The following is a 19,834-nucleotide window of genomic DNA, read 5'->3' as shown; positions in this document are numbered from 1 at the left end:
ATTCTTTTCTTTAAAATGTTACTTTTAAAGTGCCATTGCATTTGTTTGCCTTAGCGGGTGCAAATATACTATCATTTATTTTATCTATCCAAAAGATTTTCAATTAAATTTGAACTAATTTTTAAAGCCTTTGAAAATCAATAAAAACCGAAATTAATTTTTATGAAAATTGTACTAATTGGGTATATGGGAAGTGGTAAATCTACCATTGGAAAAGCACTATCTAAGAAATTAAGTTATACTTTTAAAGATTTAGATTCTGAAATTGAAAAAGTAGAAGAAAAGAAAATAACAGCTATTTTTTCTGAAAAAGGTGAAATTTATTTCAGAAAGAAAGAAAATGAGGTTTTACGAAACCTTCTTTCAAAAAAAAATAAGCTTGTACTTTCTACCGGTGGAGGAACACCTTGTTATGGCACTATAATGGATTATTTAACTGAAACTGATAATGTGGTGCCAATTTATTTAAAAGCTTCTTTAGATGTGTTGACAGAGCGTTTGTATGCCGAAAAAGAAAAACGGCCATTAATTTCGCATCTAGAATCAAAAGAAAACCTTCAAGATTTTATTAGAAAACATCTTTTTGAGCGATCGTTTGTCTACAACAAAGCTGCTTTAGTTATTTCAGTAGATGATAAAGATGTTTCAGAAGTTGTAGAAGAAATAATTTTAAAACTACTCTAAAATCGCTCGATCTTTATTTTTTTCAAAAATCACGACCACATTTTCATTAAGTGAAGTAGAAAGAGAAATACCTTTAAAATCTGCCTTAACTGGATACTTTTTATGGTTTCTATCAACTAACACTGCTGTTTTAAACTGTTTAAGTGGAACCTCTAGAAAATGCTTTACCCCATAAACAAGTGTAGTTCCAGAGTGTAAAACATCATCTACCAATAATAAAGATTTATTTGTGTAGTCTTGTTTTAACAAGGATGTTTCAATTGCATCTGTAGGTCTCTTTTTATTGATAGTTACTTCACAAAGAGTAACTTTTATAGGTGAAATTTTTTCAACAGCGTTTTTTAGTTTTTTAGCAAGGGTATAACCGTTACTCTGTATACCCGCAATGATAACCTCTTTTTCATTTACATTAGTTTCATAGACTTGATAGGCTATTCTTTTGATCTTGTGATCTATTTGCTTTTTAGTAAGGATAACAATCTGTTCTTGCATATGAAATAGTACTTTATTCAAAGATAGTAAAAGACAGGGGTATTATTCTTCTTGGGAGTCTGTAAAATCTTCCAAATCTCTTCGGTCTTTTTTAGTAGGTCTGCCCGTTCCTTTTTTTCGATAATGTTTTTTAGCATATTGTAACATTTCTTGACCTTCAAAAGCTTCTTTTGGAGTTATGTCCTTTCTATATATGTCAACCAACTTTGCACCCAATCTATTTTTAGGTAAATCCAGTACTTCAAGTTCGTAGTTAATTTGGTTTTTCCGAACCCTAATTTTATCACCTGGATATACATCACGTGCTGGTTTTACCCCATCACCATTAACTTGTACGGCTCCTTTTTTACATGCTTTAGTAGCAATGCTTCGGGTTTTATAATAACGGATACACCATAAATATTTATCAACTCTCATAATACTGTTCAAAAATCTACGTTAATACGTACTGCAAAAATAACGGAAAATTGTATCTTTCCGCCCCGAAAAAAAATATGATGAGAAAAAACAATTTTATACTATTTACTGCACTTTTAGGTGCTCTTTTACTTTTTTCCTGTAAAAAAGATGATGGAGGAGTTGATACAGTACCACCGCGCGATAGGGGGGAAGAGGCAATTGAAGCAGAAGCTGATATAATTACGTATTTAGAAACCCATTTTTATAACTACGAAGAATTTAATAGCCCACCAGAAGGTTTTGATTATACTATAAAATTTGATACTATAGCGGGAGATAATGCTAATAAAACTCCTTTAATGGATCAAGTTGTTTCAAAATCTGTGCAAGATCGAATAGATGAAGATGTATTCTACGATTTATACATTCTAAAAGCAAGACAAGGTGAAGGGGCATCTCCTAACTTCCCTGATTTGGCAGTAAATTCTTATACCGGAATAACAATGCGAAACAACGAAGTTTTTGATGGCTCAACTTCTCCTGTAAAGTTTGATTTAACGCAAATAATAAATGGTCTGCAAGAAGCAATGATTGAATTTAATGGAGCAGATCCTGAATTAACTGTAGAAAATCCAGACGGAACTATTACGTTCGAGAACTTCGGAGTTGGTGCCGCATTTATACCAAGTGGTTTGGGTTATTTTAGTAACCCTCCTCTAGGAGCTGGAATAGAGCTATACGATCAACTTATTTTTACTTTTAAACTTTATGAGGTTGAAATTGGTGACCAAGATGAAGATGGTGTTGTTTCCACTTTAGAAGATTTAAATGAAAATGGTATAGAAGAAGATGATGACACCGATGGTGATGGAGTACCAAATTATATTGATGGTGATGATGACGGTGATGGTGTAGCTACTAGTGTTGAGGTGGAGTTTGATGATGATGGAAACATTATCTTTATGGATAGTGATAATGATGGAATCCCTAATTACTTAGACTCTGACAGTTAAATTATTTAATAAAAACTAAAAACACCCCTCAAGAGTATATCTTTTGAGGGGTGTTTTTTTATAGTAATAGTTAACTTTACGAATTAAACACTCGTTATTAATTTTTTGAAAAAGGACTATTTAAAAACTTGACTTGGTTAACTTTTGTATTAACTCTTTAGTATATTAGGCTAACAATGACTATTTTAAGAATGTTAATAACCATCTGTTAAGTATGGGTTTTTTAATTAAGCAATGATTTTTAGTTTCTTTGTCATTTTATTGCATAATTGTTAAGTTTGCAGCTTTAAAAATAATTTTTATTATTTAATTTTCAAAAAAAGTTTAATTTATATATGAAATATATAAAAAGTTTAATTACTCCAGTATTGTTTTTAATTGCTATTTGCAATTTAAATGCCCAAAATGATACGGGAACAAATTTGACGATAGCAATTGAGCTGAATAATCCCTCTAAAGAAATTAATGATGGAGTTGCAACGATAGAGGTTGAAGGTGGCAAAGCTCCTTATCAATATAAATGGAGTAATCAATCAACTTCATTAGAATCTAAAAAATCGACCAAGCTTATTGAAGGTATGCAACATTCAGTTGTAGTTACAGACGCTGCTGGAAATACCGTCTCAAAAATCTTTAAAATACCCACCGAATCAATTACAGAAACCTTTAACAGCAAAGTGCAACCTGCAGTTGATTTTTTAGGAGATATACTTTTTTGGGATCCTTTTGCTAATCTAGGGATTTATGATCCAGTAGTTTATACAGAATATAAACAAATACCAATCCCCAATTGGGAAGCTACAACAGAAAACACGTATCATTTAAAAAAATGGATAGTTGCTGAAGGAGAACTCGTAAATGAAGGCGATGAAATAGCAATATTAGAAACGAGTAATGGGGATACATCTCCGGTTTATGCTGCAGTGAATGGGAAATTGAAATATTTAGTAGCTGAAGGCAATGAGATATTCAACCCCAATAGCGCAACCGATGTTATAGAACAAGGGGCTCATATGTTGGCTTTAGTGGAATATGATGAACCACAACCATTACAATATCCTAATGGCGATATAAAAACAAATACCATCCCATTTATTGTTATTTGGTTAATTTTAGGAAGTATCTTTTTTACATTCCGTCTTGGTTTTGTAAATATTAGAGGTTTTAAACACTCTATTGACTTAGCAAGAGGGAAGTATGACGACCCTGATGCTCCGGGTACAATTACACACTTTCAAGCAATGGCAACTGCAGTTTCCGCAACTGTTGGTCTTGGTAATATAGCTGGAGTGGCAGTAGCAATATCGTTAGGAGGAGCAGGAGCGACCTTTTGGATGTTTATGGCTGGGTTCTTTGCAATGTCATTAAAATTTGCCGAATGTACGCTGGGAGTAAAATATCGTATTATTGAGAATGGCCGTATTTTTGGAGGCCCAATGAATTATTTGCGCTACGGTCTGGAAAAAAGAAATTTAAAAGGCTTGGGTAAATTTTTAGCCGCTTTATTCGCCCTCTTAGGAGTTATCGCTTCATTTGGAGGTGGTAATATGTTACAGTCCAATCAAGCTTTTAAAATAGTATCGGAACAGCTTCCCTTCTTAGAAGGATACGGCTTTTGGTTTGGAGTTTTCTTTGCGGTACTAGTAGGTGTGGTTATCATTGGAGGTATTAATAGTATTGCACGCGTAACCGGAAAGGTAGTACCTTTTATGGCTATAGTTTATATAGTGGGATGTCTTGTAGTAATAGGAACTCATATTGAAAATATTGGAGGTGCTTTTTCAGCGATATTTAACGGTGCTTTCTCAGCCGATGCCCTAAAAGGTGGTTTTATAGGAGTTCTTATTATTGGGTTGCAGCGAGCTGCATTTTCTAGTGAAGCTGGAGTAGGATCGGCAGCTATCGCTCACAGTGCTTCTAAAACTAATAATCCTATAGCTGATGGTTTTACTTCTTTAGTAGAACCATTTATAGATACGATGGTTGTTTGTACCATGACGGCCTTAGTGTTAATTTTTACAGGTATGCACGAAGTAGATGGCGGCCTTGGAGGTGTAGAATTAACCTCAGATGCCTTTGGAAGTGTAATCTCTTGGTTCCCAGCGGTACTCGCCTTTGCCGTATTTTTATTTGCTTTTTCAACCATGGTCTCTTGGTCATATTACGGGATGCGTTCGTGGACATACTTATTTGGACGTAGTAAACAATCCGAGCTTATTTACAAAGTGATGTTTTTGTTATTCGTGGTATTAGGAGCATCCGCAAGTTTAGGAGCCGTGTTAAGTTTTTCTGATATGATGATTTTAGCCATGTCGTTCCCGAATATAATAGGACTTTATATTATGTCCCCTGAGATACAAGCTGATATGGTAGCTTATTGGGAAAGACTTAAAAAAGGAGAATTGTATATAAGTTCGAAATTTAAAAAAGCATAACACAAACACATATTTTTAAAAAAACCGACTCAGTAAAACAAAACCGAGTCGGTTTTGTTGAAAGAAACTATCTGTAAAGTATTAGAAATGATGGATATAATGTTTACGCCATCAGTTAAAATTTTCAGCTAGAATACAGAGTTCCTCTAATAAGTGTCTCACTATTTTTCAATTTGTAAAGTCTTGATATCCGTTATCAATTGTGCAATCGAAGCTCTATTTAATCCATTATAAATGCCTCTTATGTGTTTGCTTTTATCGATTAGCAAAAAGTTTTCAGTATGTAGAAAATCCTCAATGCTTTTTGGTTCTCCCAAATCATTTTCTACAAAATAAGAATCTCTTCCCAACGTATAAATTTCTGTTTTATCTCCTGTAACGAGATGCCATTTTTCATCAATAACTCCATGGTTTTTAGCATATTCTTGTAAAACTGAAACTGAATCTGTAGTTGGCATAACTGAATGTGAAAGTAAAAGAACGTCTTGGTCATTTTTAAATTTTTCTTGTAGCTTAAACATATTATCAGTCATTTGCGGACATATACCTGGGCAAATGGTGAAAAAGAAGTCGGTGATGTATATTTTATTGTCGAATGTTTTTTGAGTAACCGTATCTCCTAATTGATTAACTAACTTGAAATCTGGAATTTTATGGAAATTAATCTCCTCTTCACTATTTGGTATTAGCCAATTTGGTGTAAACGATTCTTCATTATAATAAGGTAGATATTCAGATCTGCTCGTTTCAGCAACTTTAATATCTTCCTTTTTAATTTTGTTTTTACAACCTATAAAGTTTACTAGAAGCAACAGTATAAATAGCTTATTTAGGTTAATTGGTAATAATGATTTCATCTTCTAACTTATAGCACGAATTTGCTCTTCGCATACCAAAAATACGTCCATTTTTAGCTTCGTAATTAATATATAACTTCCCATTTTCCAACCATGCTTTTTGCATGCCGTTTTCAATTCCATCCACAAGTTGCCTTTCTTTAGCAATTTGCCCTGTGTTATACCATTCATTTTCTATTCCTTGCTTAACATTGTTTATATAATTGGTTTGTGATGCTAAGGCACCGTTTTCCCACCAAGTTTTATATATCCCATTCAATCGGTTTTCTTTATAATAGGATTCAACTCTAAGTACACCGTTTTCTGACCACCTTCTAGCAACTCCTTCTCTTTTACCATTAACAAAACCAAGCTTTTCGGCTAATGTATCATTGGAGTAAAAGGAAACTGAATAACCAGAAAAAAGATTATTTTCATAATACCAATTGCCTTCAATTTGGTTTAGAGTCAATTTCCTTTTTAACACCTCTATACTTTTAATAACAATTGTTTTTCCAAATTTACTATCAATTTCATTTTCATGAACCATAGGTTTATTACAGCTAGTAAGCGATAAAAAAATATAGAATAGAATAAAAATTATTTTCATAATACCACATTAATATCCTTGGTAAGGTCCTGTAAAAGCAATATAGGAGCCTGTGTTAGAATACAGTTCGTTGATAATATGATAATGATATTCCTCTTCTCCTGATGTATATTGCGTTGTAGTTGTATGGCCGCCAGAAGCGTCCAAATCTGTTGGATAAGTGCCGGTAGCATTACACTTTCTTCCATATATAAATACTCCATCGAGCAGAATACCTACTAAATTATCATCATCATTTGTAAATGCTTTGGGCTCTAAATGATAGTGATACACTCCTGGGCCAATGTGGGCCCCCGTCCAATCTAAACTAGCAGCGGCTTGTGTTAAGGGTCCGTTTCCTTCTTGATCATTAAATATAGATGCGCCACTAACTGCAATACCAATGGTGTTTAGCTGTGTAGCTACGGTGTTTCCAGTTAAATTTGGTGTTGCATCTACAGTAATAGTTACTGCATTGTTATTACTAGACATAATACTTGGTGTACGTTCAACCGTTGGCTCTTCTATGTAAAACGGATGCCCATCTCCCCAGTAGACAGTTTCATGATTGGGCAGTCCTGTAGTCTCTATAACAACATTTGATCCATCCAAATAAATAGTGGTGGCTTCTGGATTAAACGCTGAGAACGCAGCGTGTAATTCTGTTACAGTTTCTTCCTCTTCTTGAGTGGTTGAATCATCACTTGAACAAGCTATAATTGATACAAAACAAGCTGTTATTAAAGTTGAAGATTTAATCAGATTTTTCATTTTTCTCTACTTTTAAATTAGTATTTACTTGTATGTCTTTTATATCGAGTTCAGTTTTTTTGAAAACAACTGAACCCGCTGGGAATAAATTGAAATCCATCTCAAATAATTTTATCAATTTCATATTCTGTCAGTTTATAATTTAATTAAAAGCTTCATAATTAATTATGAAGCTTTTAGCTAAACAAACTACCTAATCAACAAAAATTATTAGTTACTTCTTTGCTTTCTACCTTTTGGCTTTGGAGCATTTTTAAATTCTTTTTCAGAGATAAAACCATCATCGTTAGAATCAATTTTTGAAAAATTATCTTTCAGTGGTCCTTTTAATTCTGCTTTTGCAAGCTTTCCATCTTCGTTTTTATCCATTTCTTTCAATAGTTGAGTAAATGTGGGTGGTTCTTTTAAATCACTGCCTTGTTCTTGAGCATTTGATATCGCTACAAAACAAATGCAAAATGCTACGGTTATTAATCCTGTTTTTAAATTTATTGTTTTCATATATTTTGTTTTATGTTACACTTCTATGACTCCAAAGATGAACAATAGTTAAATACAGAAAGTGAGCTTTCAACCAATGGGCTCTAATTTTAAGTGAATGGCTTTTCTCGTACTGTAAACAGTTTTAATCACCTATTCAAAACACCTCATTTTGAAGGTTTGTTGAAATTTAATTTACTTTATTTGCAGTATGAATTTATTTAAGAGATACATATATCAAGTCTTTACCTGGTTAGGAATATGGTGTGTGCTTTGGTTTTCTACGGGAGGTGAATTGATATTTATTAAAGCAAATGTATTGGCTTTTTTACTTCAGGTATTGCTCCTTTTAGGATTGATTTATTATGCAGTACCACAATTTTTATTCAAAAAAAAGTATGTTTATTTTATTGTTTTCATTGCTCCAATACTATTATTAAGTGCATATATTTCTGCAGAATTTGGGCCACATCCTATAGAGCGACCTCCTGTGGGAGAAATGGCAAGACCGCCTTATAATATACCATCACGATTTTTTGTTAATTTATTGGTATTAACTATTTCCTGTGCAACAGCAGTGCTTTTAGAAACATTTATATACGCTCAGGAAAAAGAGAAGGGTATTGCTTTTGCAAAAGCAGAATTAATGGCAACTGAGTTGAAATTCCTGAAAATGCAAATTAATCCACATTTTCTATTTAATGCATTGAATAATATCTATGCATTATCAGTTACAAATTCTGAAAAAACACAAGAAGGTATTAGTACACTATCTGAAATGTTACGTTATGTATTATATGATTGTGAAAGGCCAGAAGTTCCTTTGCGAAAAGAACTAGAATACATTACTAATTTTATTAATTTATTTAAGCTTAAAAGTAGTAAAAAGTTCAATATTATCTTTACTGATGATGTCCAAAATAACACTATTATGGTTGCACCTATGCTTTTTGTTCCTTTTATTGAAAATGCGTTTAAGCATAGTGGGATTGAAAAAAGAGGAGATAGTTTTGTAAATATTTCCCTTAAAGCAGAAGAAAATACTATTACCTTTTTTATAGAAAATAGTTTGCCTTCCGAAACTATTATAAAAGATGATCAAGGAGGCATTGGGCTACAAAATGTACAAAAGAGATTGGATTTACTCTACCCAGAAAAACACCAGTTGCTTATCGAAAAAACGAATACCTTTAGAGTTAATTTAAAAGTAAACATACATTGAATACAATTAAATGTATTATAATAGACGATGAAGAACTAGCAAGAACGCTATTGCAAACCTATGTAGAAAAAGTTCCTTTTTTGGAATTTAAAGGTTCTTTTGAAAACCCGATAGAAGCATTATCTTTTATAAAAAAAAATACGATAGACCTCTTATTTTTGGATATACAAATGCCTGAAATTAAAGGGACAGATTTTGCCGAACTAATTACTAAACTTGAAACTAAAACCATTTTCACAACTGCTTATTCCGAATATGCTCTCAAAGGATTTGAACTGAATGCCTTGGATTATTTGCTAAAACCCATAACCTTTAATCGATTTTTGATTGCAGTAGAAAAATATCCTACCAAGGAAATGGATGTTAATGAAAATATCATCATAAAATCGGGGTATGACCTTCATAAAATACTTCCAACAGATATTTTATACATAGAAAGTGATAGTGAATATGTACACTATTACTTGGAAAACGGAAAGAAATTAATAGCAAATCAGTCTCTTAGTAAACTTATGGTTACCCTACCTAAAGTCTTTTTAAGAGTACATAGGTCCTACATTGTAAATGGACAAAAAGTTTCAGGCTTAAAGGGTAGAAAACTATTGATTAAGGATGTGAAAATACCTGTTAGTGATAGTTATTTTGAGGTGATTAAAAGTAAGCTGTTTTAATAATAACTTATTATTTATAATAAAAAAAAGAGGGTCTAGACCCTCTTTTTTTACAATTAAACAAAGAACACTAAATTATAAGAAAATCAATTTTTTAGAAGCAGTTCCTTCTGCAGTTCGTACTTGAATAATATACGTTCCAGAGGAAAGCTTATGGTCCATATTAGAGATTCCAGCTTTTTTCTCATCAGAATATAGAACTCTACCACGCATATCTAAAATGCTAACCGTAGCGTTATTTTCAAGCTCTAATGAAAACTTACCATTTGTAGGGTTAGGGTAAATACTAAATTTACTCTTATTGCTATCGCTAATATTCAATAGACCTAGTTCAATTTCTGTTTTTTCTGAAAGCCCAGTTTCATAAACTGCTTCAACCTCTGCAAGGTGTGTTTCACTTGATAGATCTTGGAGTACAAAACTTGTTTCAGTTAAATTTTCTGAAACTAACTCTCCATCAAGGTATACATTATAAGAAAGAACATGACTATATGGTTTTTCATAAGTTAAATCATCTATTTTTAGAAAATAACTATCATTACTTACATAGTTAATAGCTACATATTTAGTTTCAGTAGGAGCATCAAAAGAATATTCGGTCCAGTTTCCTGGAACGGTTATTTCACCTTCAAAAGCTGTAAAATCTGAAACTTCTGTTCCTGTAGTAGAATATAAAACTCGCATACTTTCCGGCTCCGAACCTACTAATGATGCTGCCATAAAGGAGAACTCACCATTTCCTGCAGGAATTATAAGCCAATCATTGTTGGCACCATCTGGACCAGCCAAGGCACTTAAAAATCTACGTCCTGAAAAAGCATCTATAGTTACTGATGGTGTAGTTGCATGCGGGTTAAAAACCATAAATGACATGGGAGTGCCAGCATTAGGCCAGTTAAAATCAGTATAAGTATGAGTACCAAGACCATCTAAATCTTTTAATGTGTAATTTCCTATATTATCACGTTCAAAGTCATCGTATTTTTCAACTTGATCGGTGTATGTGTCATTCAAATTCCAATCAAGAGTTACAGATGTAGAGTTTTCAATCTGAGTAGCGGTTAAATTTGAAGGCTGAACTTTAAGGAGGTTCAATGCAATAGAAGTAGTGCTATTATCTTCAACTACAACATCTGAGAGCTCTACAATTTCATAATTGTCCATTTCTACTCTAACGTTATAGTCTCCCCGTAATAAGTTTGAGAACGTAACTGAAGATGAAGAAGTAACAATTGCTTCAGCAAAATTATTGTCATTCCATATTGAAATATAGGCACCGTCCGCAGTACCAAAATCGGGATATATATCTATAGCAAAATCAAATAATAAATTATGTTGAATTTCATTTGAAATACCCATTTCTGAAATTAGCTCATTAGGATATTGCGCAGTAATTCCATATTTGTACATATCTGGATCTTCGTTTTCTAAAGAAGCATCATTATAAGAGGTCGTTGTTATAGGGTCTGTAGTAAGTTCTGTCCAGTTATCCACTGTTGCAGGACTTCTGTATACTTTATATCCTGATGGATTGGCCTCCATCGTATTATTTAATATACCATATATGTTCCAATTTTTATTGGTAAGACTCATGCCTCTCCATTCACCATTTTCATATAACATACTTCCTTTTTTATTTGGTGCGTTTGGTCCATCATCAAGTCCCATTGGGTATGAGCCATACTCTCCTGCTATAAATTCTATACCTATCCATAACTCTTTAGTATCATCAACTTGAAGAGATTTTGTAAGCTCAAATACATACCAATCTTCGTTTGGAATCGAGGCTGGTTGCGAATGAATAAGGTTTTCACCATTTTCGCCTTCAAAAACTTTTATAATAACTTCAGCATTGCTCGCAAAATATGCTTTTACGTGAGTGAGTTCTGCATCTTCTGTTACTTGCGCTTGTAAATCTGAAGGTTCTAATCTAATTCCAGCAATGAATGTCTCGCCTCCATTACTCCATGAGTCTCCAGCAGTGTCAAAAGTACCCCAACCTAACATGGTTTCATTATAATAACCAACTGGAATATTCCATTCTACTTCACCAATGCCATTATTATTCACAGCCACAATATTACTAGGTTTGTGTGGTGCTATTTCAAGAGTAATAGGGTCAAGGCTGTAATTACCTTCTTCAGTTGTAATGGACATTGATTCAGTTCCATATAAAGGATGTATTGCTTGAAAATCGTATTGTTTTTCGGCAAAAGCTTCTAAGGTAAAGTTTCCAGTAGCATCACTGGTAGTAGTAAAGTTTGAAAACCCATTTAAGTTTAAGTTTATCCCTTCTATTCCATTACCATCAGAATCTATTACATTTCCTGAAATTAATATAGGAAGAGAGTTATCGAGAGTGGCATCGAGTGTAAGCTGTTCGTTAGCTTCAATAGTAAAGGTTGTTTCAAATGAATTATAGGAGTCTTTACTAAAAGTGGCTAAATAATCTCCAGCGATAAGCGCCGGGATAGTATATTCACCCGATTGATTAGTTGTTGTCGTTTCAATTTGATAAGTTGAAGAACCTTCGGGAGTAATGGTTACAGTTACATCTTCTAAAGGAGAACCATCGCTAGCCATAGTAACTTCGCCTGCCAAACTACCATAATCTGTTTTCTTTTCCATAACAATACTTGGAATGGTATTCACCTCCTCTGTTGTCCAAGACCCTGGCTGAGTTGTAACTTCACTGAGGTCAATAGTATATCCTTTTGCATAATAAGTACGCATATCTTCAACCGGAGTATTATAAAATTCCCTCGGATTTACACTAGGAACATTTTCTATTAATGGTTTTACTATGGTTATAATTATATTTTCATTATTGCTGTCATCATAATAAAAAGGTTGATCTAGCTCAATGTTTATGGCATTACGTCCTTCAAGAAACTCAACCTCTCCGTCAAATAAAAGCTTTTGATCTCCAAAATATTCCCAAACTGCATTGTAAAGACTTGTTCCAAATGTTTCACGATTTGTAACACTCATGTATATTTTATAACGAGTTGTCGTGCTAGCCCCCAAATTTCCAAAATAAGAGAGCGAAGTAATAAGACCACTATTGCCAATTTCTTCAGGTTTATAAATACTTTGAGAAATAATAGTATTTCTACTAAGTTCAAAAGCTTGATCAGATGCCTCATCGCCAGTAGTTATGGAAACTTGATTTTCTTCCATACCTGAGTACGCCGACACTACTCCAGGTTTTCCAAGATCAGCGGGACTTGTTTGGGCAGTTATGGTATAAGTATATAAGTTTAATTCAGGAATTTCTGTTTCAGTATATGTAGTACTGCTGTGCATTTCGGCCAAGGTTTCGATGTCATCCCCTAAGCTTCGTGTTATCGTATAACCTACCACAGGGTTTTCTAAAGGGCCTCCTAATTCACCGTAATCTACTTCATCCCAGGAAATCACATTTTGCAAACTTCCGTTTTGAGTAAATATTATATTAGTTGGTGCACCGGGTACGGTTTCGTATCCAAAAAATGTTATTGGAGTATCATATATTTTACCGTCACCAGAATCATTATAAGGAACAAACCTGTGAATGTAGGATTCTCCTTCGGGTAGAATATCAGTGTATGTCATATTTTGCCCTGCTGAGGAAGGTAAATCGGCAATTTCAGTAAGATTCATAGGATGTGTTCCTCTGTAAACCTTCACCCCGGTCATATTACCAAGTGCATTACCTGCATAATCAATAGTAGGGTTTTTCCAGTCGAAAATTGCTTGGATATCATTGGTTAGATCAGTACCTACTGAAAAATCGGTTATAATATTTGGTGCTAAATTGTCAACATTAGGTGTAAACTCTATATCATCTAATAGAAACATATTAGCTTGCGATACACAATTTATAGCTAAGTGTTTAGCACCAGCAGGAATCTCATATTCATATTTTGTCCATGTTAATGTGGTTGAGGTGGTATTGCCATTGTTAAAAAGAATAAAGTCTTCAGTGCTAGTACCTGTAGCAGAATATCCTACTTTAAACTCATCGTTACCACTAAAGTCGAAAGAACTTCTGGCGTAGAACGATAGGGTTCCTCCTTGATGAATGTCTAGTTCGTCAGATATAAGCCAATCGTTCACGGGGCCATCGTAAGATGAAATACTTGCGAAATACTTTTCACCTGAATGTGGAATAAATTCTTCAAATTCATTCGGTGGATTAGTTTGTGTAGGAGTGTAAACAACAAAACCCATGGGTCCGCCTTTCCCTGGAAACTCGTGAAAGGAACCAGCTGTATTATATCCATCTACATCTAAGGAAGTCCATCCTTCTAGGTTATCTCGTTCAAAATCGTCATGTAATTCTACATCATCATTAAAAGGTTGTAAAAGACCTTGATTGTTTGAACTACTTATGTTTTGTGCCCAAGCTAATGTTGTAAATAAAGTGAGCAGAAAGATTAAGTAAAATTTTTTCATTAATTGAGTTATTTAAAAGGTTAAATGCAATCAGGAAGAATGCAAAAAATGTCTAACAAACTAATTGGTTTAACTTCAATCATACAAATTATATTACTCCTTTTAGTCCCAAACACATATATATAAAATATACATAGTTGTTTGCTAGTTTTTTAGCTATTTACTACTGATTTGCGATATACCGCTGGAGTTACTTTTTCAACATCTTTAAAGAACCTGTAGAATACAGAAATAGTTTTAAAACCCGATTCAGTAGCTATTCCTTCAATAGTGAAATGTAGTAGGCTTTTATCAGAGAGTAAGCGTTTACTCTCTTCAATACGTAGTTCGTTTATATAATTATAAAATGTTTTATTTAACCTATTATTGAGTGCATGGGAAATAGCATTTCTGCTTTCAGAGATTGCTTCAGCAAGGTTATTTAAACTAAAATTTTGATTTTTATAAAGCTTTTGATCCCGCATCACTTTTTCAATTTTAGTTATAATAAGTTCCTCTTTAGTGCTATCATTTTCATCAAGAATTTGAACATTACGTAAGAAGGAATTTTTATCTATTTTTTTAGCCTGTGAAGCTCTTTTATTAAAGACTTCAGAGGTTTTTTTTACTCTATTAAAAACTATAGGATATTTATAAATCATTAATGTTATATAAAATATGCTTACTGCAAGTACGGCGTGGTATGCCATATATAGAATGTAAGGGTTTATATAAGTGTTTTCAACAATAGTAGAGATGCCACCAATTATAAAGACTAAAGCAAAACTGTAATTGATAATTTGGAAACCCTCCAATTTGCGACTCTCAATTTCAGAATACTCTTCTTTGAGCATCTGCTGTCGTAACTTTAATATTTGGTTAGTTTTTATAAAATAGAATGGCCCCAAGAATGTAGCCAAATATGAGCATACAACCTCTCTTAAGTGGTACCACTCATGTTGTCTCATATTGCTTATAGAAAAATTACTATCAAAATAAAGGTATAGGGTGAAACCTGTATAAAGGTATATAGGTATAAAATGAAGGTGATCAATTTTCTGAAAACTTTTGTATTCGTAAAATAGATATTTAGCATACAGAAATACTGGTGGAAACAGAGTTAGGGCTAGCATAGGACCGATAAACGTGGTAACGGTAACGCTAAAGAAAGGACCTTCGTCAATGAAAGCAAAGAACCAATAACAAGAAAACCCCCATGCTAATAAAAGTAGTGCAAGTAAATTGTTTGAAAATGGTTTTTGTTTTCTTTTAAGTAATAAAAACATACCCATAAGTGCTTGTGAAGCACCAAAAAGCATCAAAATAGAAAAGTAGGATTCAATTATAGGAAACATGTATTAATGTATTAACGTAAAGAGTGCATAAAATTAACCTTTATAAATAATACGTTATTAGTAATTAATCGGGTTTCTTGTTAAAGTTTATAATTATGAGATATAATATTTTTGAAGATGGCTAAAGTGGAACATTTGGGAGATACAGTTTCCAAAAGACAACATACTTAAATATTAACCTTAAACTCAATTAATAGCGGCTTGAATCGTGTTGAAAAAAGGAATTATATTGGTAGAGGAGTAAACTACTAATATACAAGGATTTAGGTGATAAGTAGAACTGCTGTTTTAATATTTGTTATGAAAGTTACATCAATACATTCCAAAAATTAAAACACTAAACTCACTTCTGTCCCTTTGTTCTCAGAACTACGTAATTGTATTTTACCACCGTGTAATAACATAATCTGTTTGCAAAGACTCAGGCCAATACCACTTCCGGTTTTTTTGGTACTAAAAAATGGTATAAAAATACTGTCCATTATTTCAGTTGGAATACCACCACCGTTGTCCATAACCCGTATTTGGGCAGTTCCTTTATGACCTATATTTGCTGAAACCACAATCTGCGGATTGGAAACCATTTCGGTAGCATCGATGGCATTTAAAATAAGATTGATAAGTACTTGTTCAATTAGGTAAGAGTCGATTTCAAAAACAAGATTAGGGTCTTTCAGCTTAAACGTAAGCTCAATTTCTTTTTCTTCAAAAGAAGGTATCATTAATTCGCTTATGCTGCTGAACAAATCGGAAGCTTTGATTTTAGTTTTATTTACGTGGGTAACTTTATTGAGACTTCTGTAGGTTTTAGCAAATTTCATCAAGCCCTCGCTTCGCTTTTTAATGCTATTGAGACCGGCATTAACATCTTCTAATTCCAAATTATCGGTTTCAGGGTGTGCCATAGAGTCCTGAATGTTATTCTGAAGGGTTTCCGCCAAAGAAGTGATCGGTGCTATGCTGTTCATGATTTCGTGCGTCATTACACTTAACAGCTTTTTCCAGGCTTCACTTTCGTTTCTATTCAAGGTTTCTTCTATATTCTGAAGCACAATAAGCTTAAAAGAATGTTCTTCCATTTCAAAAACCGTATCTGAAATAAGGACTTTTAGCGTTTCCTGTCTCATCTCCAAAGTAACCGAAGCGGTATTGGAATGGTACGTTTCAAACAACTCATCGTAAATATTTGGTCTCCTTTTTTCAACAAAACTTATATTTTTAAAGGAAGGGAAATCCAGCGTCTTTAAAAAGGAATCGTTTGCCCAAAGTACGTCGCCACTTTCTACATTATAAGCGATAATGCCTATGTTTACCATCTCCAATATTTTTTGAAGATAGACAAACTGCGCCTGTCGTTCGCTATCGATTGCTTTGATGGTTTTGTTTACAAGGTTAAAGCCTTTGTGCAGTTCGCGAATGTCTTGAGGACCTTTCGTTTCGACAAACCATCTTGAGAAATCACGGTATTTTACCGATTCAAAAAAATCGTCCATTTCAACAAACCGTTTTATCACAAACCGATAGAAGTTATATATTACAATTAGTGAAAAAATGGAACCTCCTATTATCGCATACGTGTTTATCCAAGCAATCCCAAAAGCAAGTAGTGTTAAGGATATGAGTAACCCCACTACCCGAAGCGTAAGCGAGAATACGTAGCTTTTATAAGTCATATTTATGGAGTCTGCGGTACAATGCGGCACGTGTTATACCCAATTCTTTTGCAGATTTTGAGATGTTCCCGTTGTTCTTTTCAATCACGGACAGGATGGTGTTCTTTTCAACAGCATCTAGATTGGTTTCTTTTTGAGCAACTTGTACCTGCGGTAATTCGATGGCCGAAAAGGTTAAATCTTCGGCTTCTAGTGTATTTTGTTCTGCCATAATAATGGCACGTTCTAAGGCATATTGTAACTCACGAACATTTCCGCTAAAGTGATGTTTTTTCAGTTTTTGAATAAAACTGGAAGACAAATTAAAAGTCCCTTTGCCGTACTTTTCAGCATAAAAATCAACAAAATAATGCGCTAATAGTGTGACATCTGAACCCCGTTCCCGTAATGGTGGAATGGTGATATCTACGGTGTTGATACGATATATTAAATCTTTTCTGAAACGCTGTTCATCGGCCAAATCGCTAATTGACACATTGGTCGCGCAGATTAGCCGAATATCAATAGGGATAGATTGATTAGACCCTAGAGGCGTTACCCGTCTGTTCTGCAAAATAGTAAGTAAACGTGCCTGTTGTCGAAGGGTTATGTTTCCTATTTCATCAAGAAAAAGGGTGCCACCATTTGCAGTTTCAAAACGACCTTTACGATCTTCCCGCGCATCTGTAAACGCACCTTTTTTATAGCCGAATAATTCACTTTCAAAAAGCGTATCGGTTAAAGAACCTACATCTACTTTTACAAAAGGTTTGTTTTTCCGAAGGGAGTTATCGTGAATCGCTCTGGCAATAAGGTCTTTTCCAGTGCCGTTTTCACCTAAAATAAGAATATTGGCATCGGTTGGGGCCACTTTTTTAAGCTTTACGAACACATCTTGCATGGGTTCGCTTTCGCCTATTATCTTAGTTTCAGTATCTAAGTATAGTTTTTTAAGTTGCTTTTTTTGCTGTTTTTCAACCCGCTCCCGAATGGCTTCCATTATTTTTTCGTTCTGCCACGGTTTAACAAGAAAATCGGAAGCTCCTTCTTTTAAAGACCGTATGGCCAAATCTATATCGCCGTAAGCTGTGATTAGAATAACATCGACCTCTGGCTTTTGTTTTTTTATTTTGTTAAGCCAGAATATTCCTTCGTTACCTGTGTTTACCAAGCCGTTAAAATTCATATCCAAGATTACCACATCAAATTGATGTTTCTCCATCAGACTTTGAATCGTATTTGGGTTTTTATTGGTAACCACCTCTTTCACCTTCGACTTTAGCAAAAGCCGAAGCGCAATGAGCACATCCTCATCGTCGTCAATAACCAATATTCGGGCATTATGGAGAAGCATAGATACAATATTAATAAATTCAGAACTTTTAATTGTGAATTCTGAATTCATAATTAAAAAATTAAAGAAAGTGTACCGGCAGCGAACAGGGGGTGTATCAAAACCGAACACTTTAAATGTTTAAATAAAACATATACATCTGAAAAACAACTCGTTAATTTTGTGGCATCATATTCACAATATAACTATTGAAAAACAAAATACTATATGGACATTCAGTTGGAAAAGAAACGATTCACTACCAAAAAACTACTACTTATAGGAGGTGCTATTCTGTTATTGGCTTTAATCATCTTTGTGATTTTTTCCTCGTTTGGCGGTTCAAAATTGAACGTCGAAAAAGAACGCATCAGTATCAATACGGTTGAAAAAGGTGTTTTTCAAGAAAATATCCCTGTAAACGGAATTGTGTTGCCCATAACCACTATTTATTTAGATGCTTTGGAAGGTGGCCGCGTAGAAGAGAAGTTTGTTGAAGACGGTGCAGTACTTAAAAAAGGCGATCCTATTTTAAGACTTTCTAACACCGATTTAGAATTGAGTCTTGTAAATCAAGAAACACAAGTATATAACCTTTTGACGCAGATGCAAATTTCGCAAAACGCAGCGCGGCAAAATACCATTAATAAGTTGAACCAATATACCGATGTGGAGAGTGGTTTAATTGAAGCCAAGCGAGTATACGACCTCAACAGTAAATTATACGAAAAAGATGCCATAGGCAGGCAGGATTTAATCAAAGCGAAAAACGAATACGAGTATCAAAAAGAACGTATGCAACTTTCCAAACAAATACTAAAACAGGATTCTATCGCTGTAAAACAAGAGAAGGGCCAAGTGCAAAGCAGTTATGCTCGAACCCAAAACGCACTTGAATTAATGCGAAGAAAAGTAGCGGATCTCGTAGTAAAAGCACCGGTTGATGGGCAGCTTACTTCGTTAGATGCCGAAATTGGCCAGTCTAAAAATAAAGGAGAGCGATTGGGACAAATTGATGTGTTAAGCGGTTTTAAAGTACGCGCAGATATTGACGAACATTATATTTCGAGAATTTATACAGGGCAGATGGGAAGTTTCAGTTTTAATGGAAAAAGCTACAGTCTCGCTATTAAAAAAGTATACACCCAAGTGAACAATGGCCGTTTTCAAGTGGATATGCAGTTTGGAGAAGAAGTGCCAGAAGGAATCCGTCGCGGACAGACGTTGCAAATACGATTGGCATTGAGCGATGAAAAACAAGCATTGTTAATTCCTAAGGGTGGCTTTTTTCAGCAAACTGGAGGCAACTGGATTTTTAAAGTGAGTGAAGACGGCGATACTGCTTATAAGACAGACATAAACTTAGGAAGCCAAAACACCGAGTATTATGAGGTTTTAAGTGGTTTAGAGCCTGGTGACAAAGTAATTACTAGTAGTTACGATACTTATGGCGACGTACAAGAATTGGTTTTAAAAGAATAAAAAC

The 19,834-nt window shown here is 34.0% G+C and carries 17 protein-coding genes; 6 read left to right on the top strand and 11 right to left on the bottom strand.

The annotated features are described in order from the left end of the window. Positions 1-162: 162 nt before the first annotated feature. Positions 163-684 carry a shikimate kinase gene (locus AACZ92_RS03780; protein ID WP_339697293.1) on the top strand — a complete coding sequence of 174 codons (522 nt, stop codon included), beginning with the start codon at positions 163-165 and terminating at the stop codon, positions 682-684. On the opposite strand, the gene AACZ92_RS03775 is transcribed toward AACZ92_RS03780, so the two are convergent. After that, positions 676-1,176, bottom strand: a complete 501-nt coding sequence (locus AACZ92_RS03775; RefSeq protein WP_339697291.1) for a phosphoribosyltransferase family protein — start codon at positions 1,174-1,176, stop codon at positions 676-678. The two genes, AACZ92_RS03780 and AACZ92_RS03775, sit on opposite strands and share 9 nt — an antisense overlap. A 42-nt stretch (positions 1,177-1,218) precedes the next feature. Then, complete coding sequence (locus tag AACZ92_RS03770) at positions 1,219-1,593, bottom strand: RNA-binding S4 domain-containing protein (protein WP_339697289.1); 375 nt, start codon at positions 1,591-1,593, stop codon at positions 1,219-1,221. 77 nt (positions 1,594-1,670) lie between these two features. Here AACZ92_RS03770 and AACZ92_RS03765 point away from each other — a divergent pair, with 77 nt between their 5' ends. Then, complete coding sequence (locus tag AACZ92_RS03765; protein ID WP_339697287.1) at positions 1,671-2,588, top strand: hypothetical protein; 918 nt, start codon at positions 1,671-1,673, stop codon at positions 2,586-2,588. Between the two features lie 335 nt (positions 2,589-2,923). Then, positions 2,924-5,023 (top strand): amino acid carrier protein, encoded by a 2,100-nt coding sequence (locus tag AACZ92_RS03760; protein ID WP_339697285.1) that lies wholly within the window; start codon positions 2,924-2,926, stop codon positions 5,021-5,023. 161 nt (positions 5,024-5,184) lie between these two features. Here AACZ92_RS03760 and AACZ92_RS03755 read toward each other — a convergent pair whose 3' ends face one another. The 5 genes from AACZ92_RS03755 to AACZ92_RS03735 all read right to left on the bottom strand — a co-directional run bounded on the left by AACZ92_RS03755 (position 5,185) and on the right by AACZ92_RS03735 (position 7,720). Continuing rightward, the gene (locus AACZ92_RS03755; RefSeq protein ID WP_339697283.1) at positions 5,185-5,880 is read right to left on the bottom strand and encodes an SCO family protein; all 696 of its coding nucleotides are present in this window, start codon (positions 5,878-5,880) and stop codon (positions 5,185-5,187) included. Then, complete coding sequence (locus tag AACZ92_RS03750; RefSeq protein WP_339697281.1) at positions 5,858-6,409, bottom strand: hypothetical protein; 552 nt, start codon at positions 6,407-6,409, stop codon at positions 5,858-5,860. Before AACZ92_RS03750 ends, AACZ92_RS03755 begins: the two co-directional genes overlap by 23 nt. 69 nt (positions 6,410-6,478) lie before the next feature. Continuing rightward, complete coding sequence (locus AACZ92_RS03745) at positions 6,479-7,219, bottom strand: YHYH protein (RefSeq protein ID WP_339697279.1); 741 nt, start codon at positions 7,217-7,219, stop codon at positions 6,479-6,481. Beyond that, positions 7,203-7,343, bottom strand: coding sequence for a hypothetical protein (locus tag AACZ92_RS03740; protein ID WP_339697277.1), 141 nt, complete (start codon positions 7,341-7,343; stop codon positions 7,203-7,205). Before AACZ92_RS03740 ends, AACZ92_RS03745 begins: the two co-directional genes overlap by 17 nt. Before the next feature lie 86 nt (positions 7,344-7,429). Further along, a complete protein-coding gene (locus AACZ92_RS03735) occupies positions 7,430-7,720 on the bottom strand; it encodes an EF-hand domain-containing protein (protein ID WP_339697275.1) in 291 nt (96 codons plus the stop codon). Positions 7,721-8,018: 298 nt separating this feature from the next. On the opposite strand from AACZ92_RS03735, the gene AACZ92_RS03730 reads away from it, so the two are divergent. Beyond that, entirely contained in the window at positions 8,019-8,921 is a 903-nt protein-coding gene (locus AACZ92_RS03730; protein WP_339697273.1) for a histidine kinase, read from the top strand. Next, positions 8,918-9,592 (top strand): LytTR family DNA-binding domain-containing protein, encoded by a 675-nt coding sequence (locus AACZ92_RS03725; protein WP_339697271.1) that lies wholly within the window; start codon positions 8,918-8,920, stop codon positions 9,590-9,592. The genes AACZ92_RS03730 and AACZ92_RS03725 overlap by 4 nt, the downstream gene beginning before the upstream one ends. A 75-nt stretch (positions 9,593-9,667) precedes the next feature. Here AACZ92_RS03725 and AACZ92_RS03720 read toward each other — a convergent pair whose 3' ends face one another. From AACZ92_RS03720 to AACZ92_RS03705, 4 genes are all read right to left on the bottom strand, one after another. Beyond that, a complete protein-coding gene (locus AACZ92_RS03720) occupies positions 9,668-14,029 on the bottom strand; it encodes a carboxypeptidase regulatory-like domain-containing protein (RefSeq protein ID WP_339697269.1) in 4,362 nt (1,453 codons plus the stop codon). Positions 14,030-14,181: 152 nt separating this feature from the next. Further along, positions 14,182-15,363: a helix-turn-helix domain-containing protein gene (locus AACZ92_RS03715; RefSeq protein ID WP_339697267.1), complete on the bottom strand. Its 1,182-nt coding sequence runs from the start codon at positions 15,361-15,363 to the stop codon at positions 14,182-14,184. A gap of 329 nt (positions 15,364-15,692) precedes the next feature. Beyond that, positions 15,693-17,036, bottom strand: a complete 1,344-nt coding sequence (locus tag AACZ92_RS03710) for a HAMP domain-containing sensor histidine kinase (protein ID WP_339697265.1) — start codon at positions 17,034-17,036, stop codon at positions 15,693-15,695. Further along, on the bottom strand, positions 17,026-18,369 hold the full coding sequence (locus tag AACZ92_RS03705; RefSeq protein WP_339697368.1) for a sigma-54 dependent transcriptional regulator: 1,344 nt from the start codon (positions 18,367-18,369) through the stop codon (positions 17,026-17,028). The genes AACZ92_RS03710 and AACZ92_RS03705 overlap by 11 nt, the downstream gene beginning before the upstream one ends. 207 nt (positions 18,370-18,576) lie before the next feature. Here AACZ92_RS03705 and AACZ92_RS03700 point away from each other — a divergent pair, with 207 nt between their 5' ends. Continuing rightward, complete coding sequence (locus tag AACZ92_RS03700; protein ID WP_339697263.1) at positions 18,577-19,830, top strand: efflux RND transporter periplasmic adaptor subunit; 1,254 nt, start codon at positions 18,577-18,579, stop codon at positions 19,828-19,830. Positions 19,831-19,834: the final 4 nt, after the last annotated feature.

It is taken from the genome of uncultured Marixanthomonas sp., assembly GCF_963974425.1.
In the GTDB taxonomy this organism is placed as follows: domain Bacteria; phylum Bacteroidota; class Bacteroidia; order Flavobacteriales; family Flavobacteriaceae; genus Marixanthomonas.
This window is presented reverse-complemented; position numbering and strand designations above follow the sequence as displayed.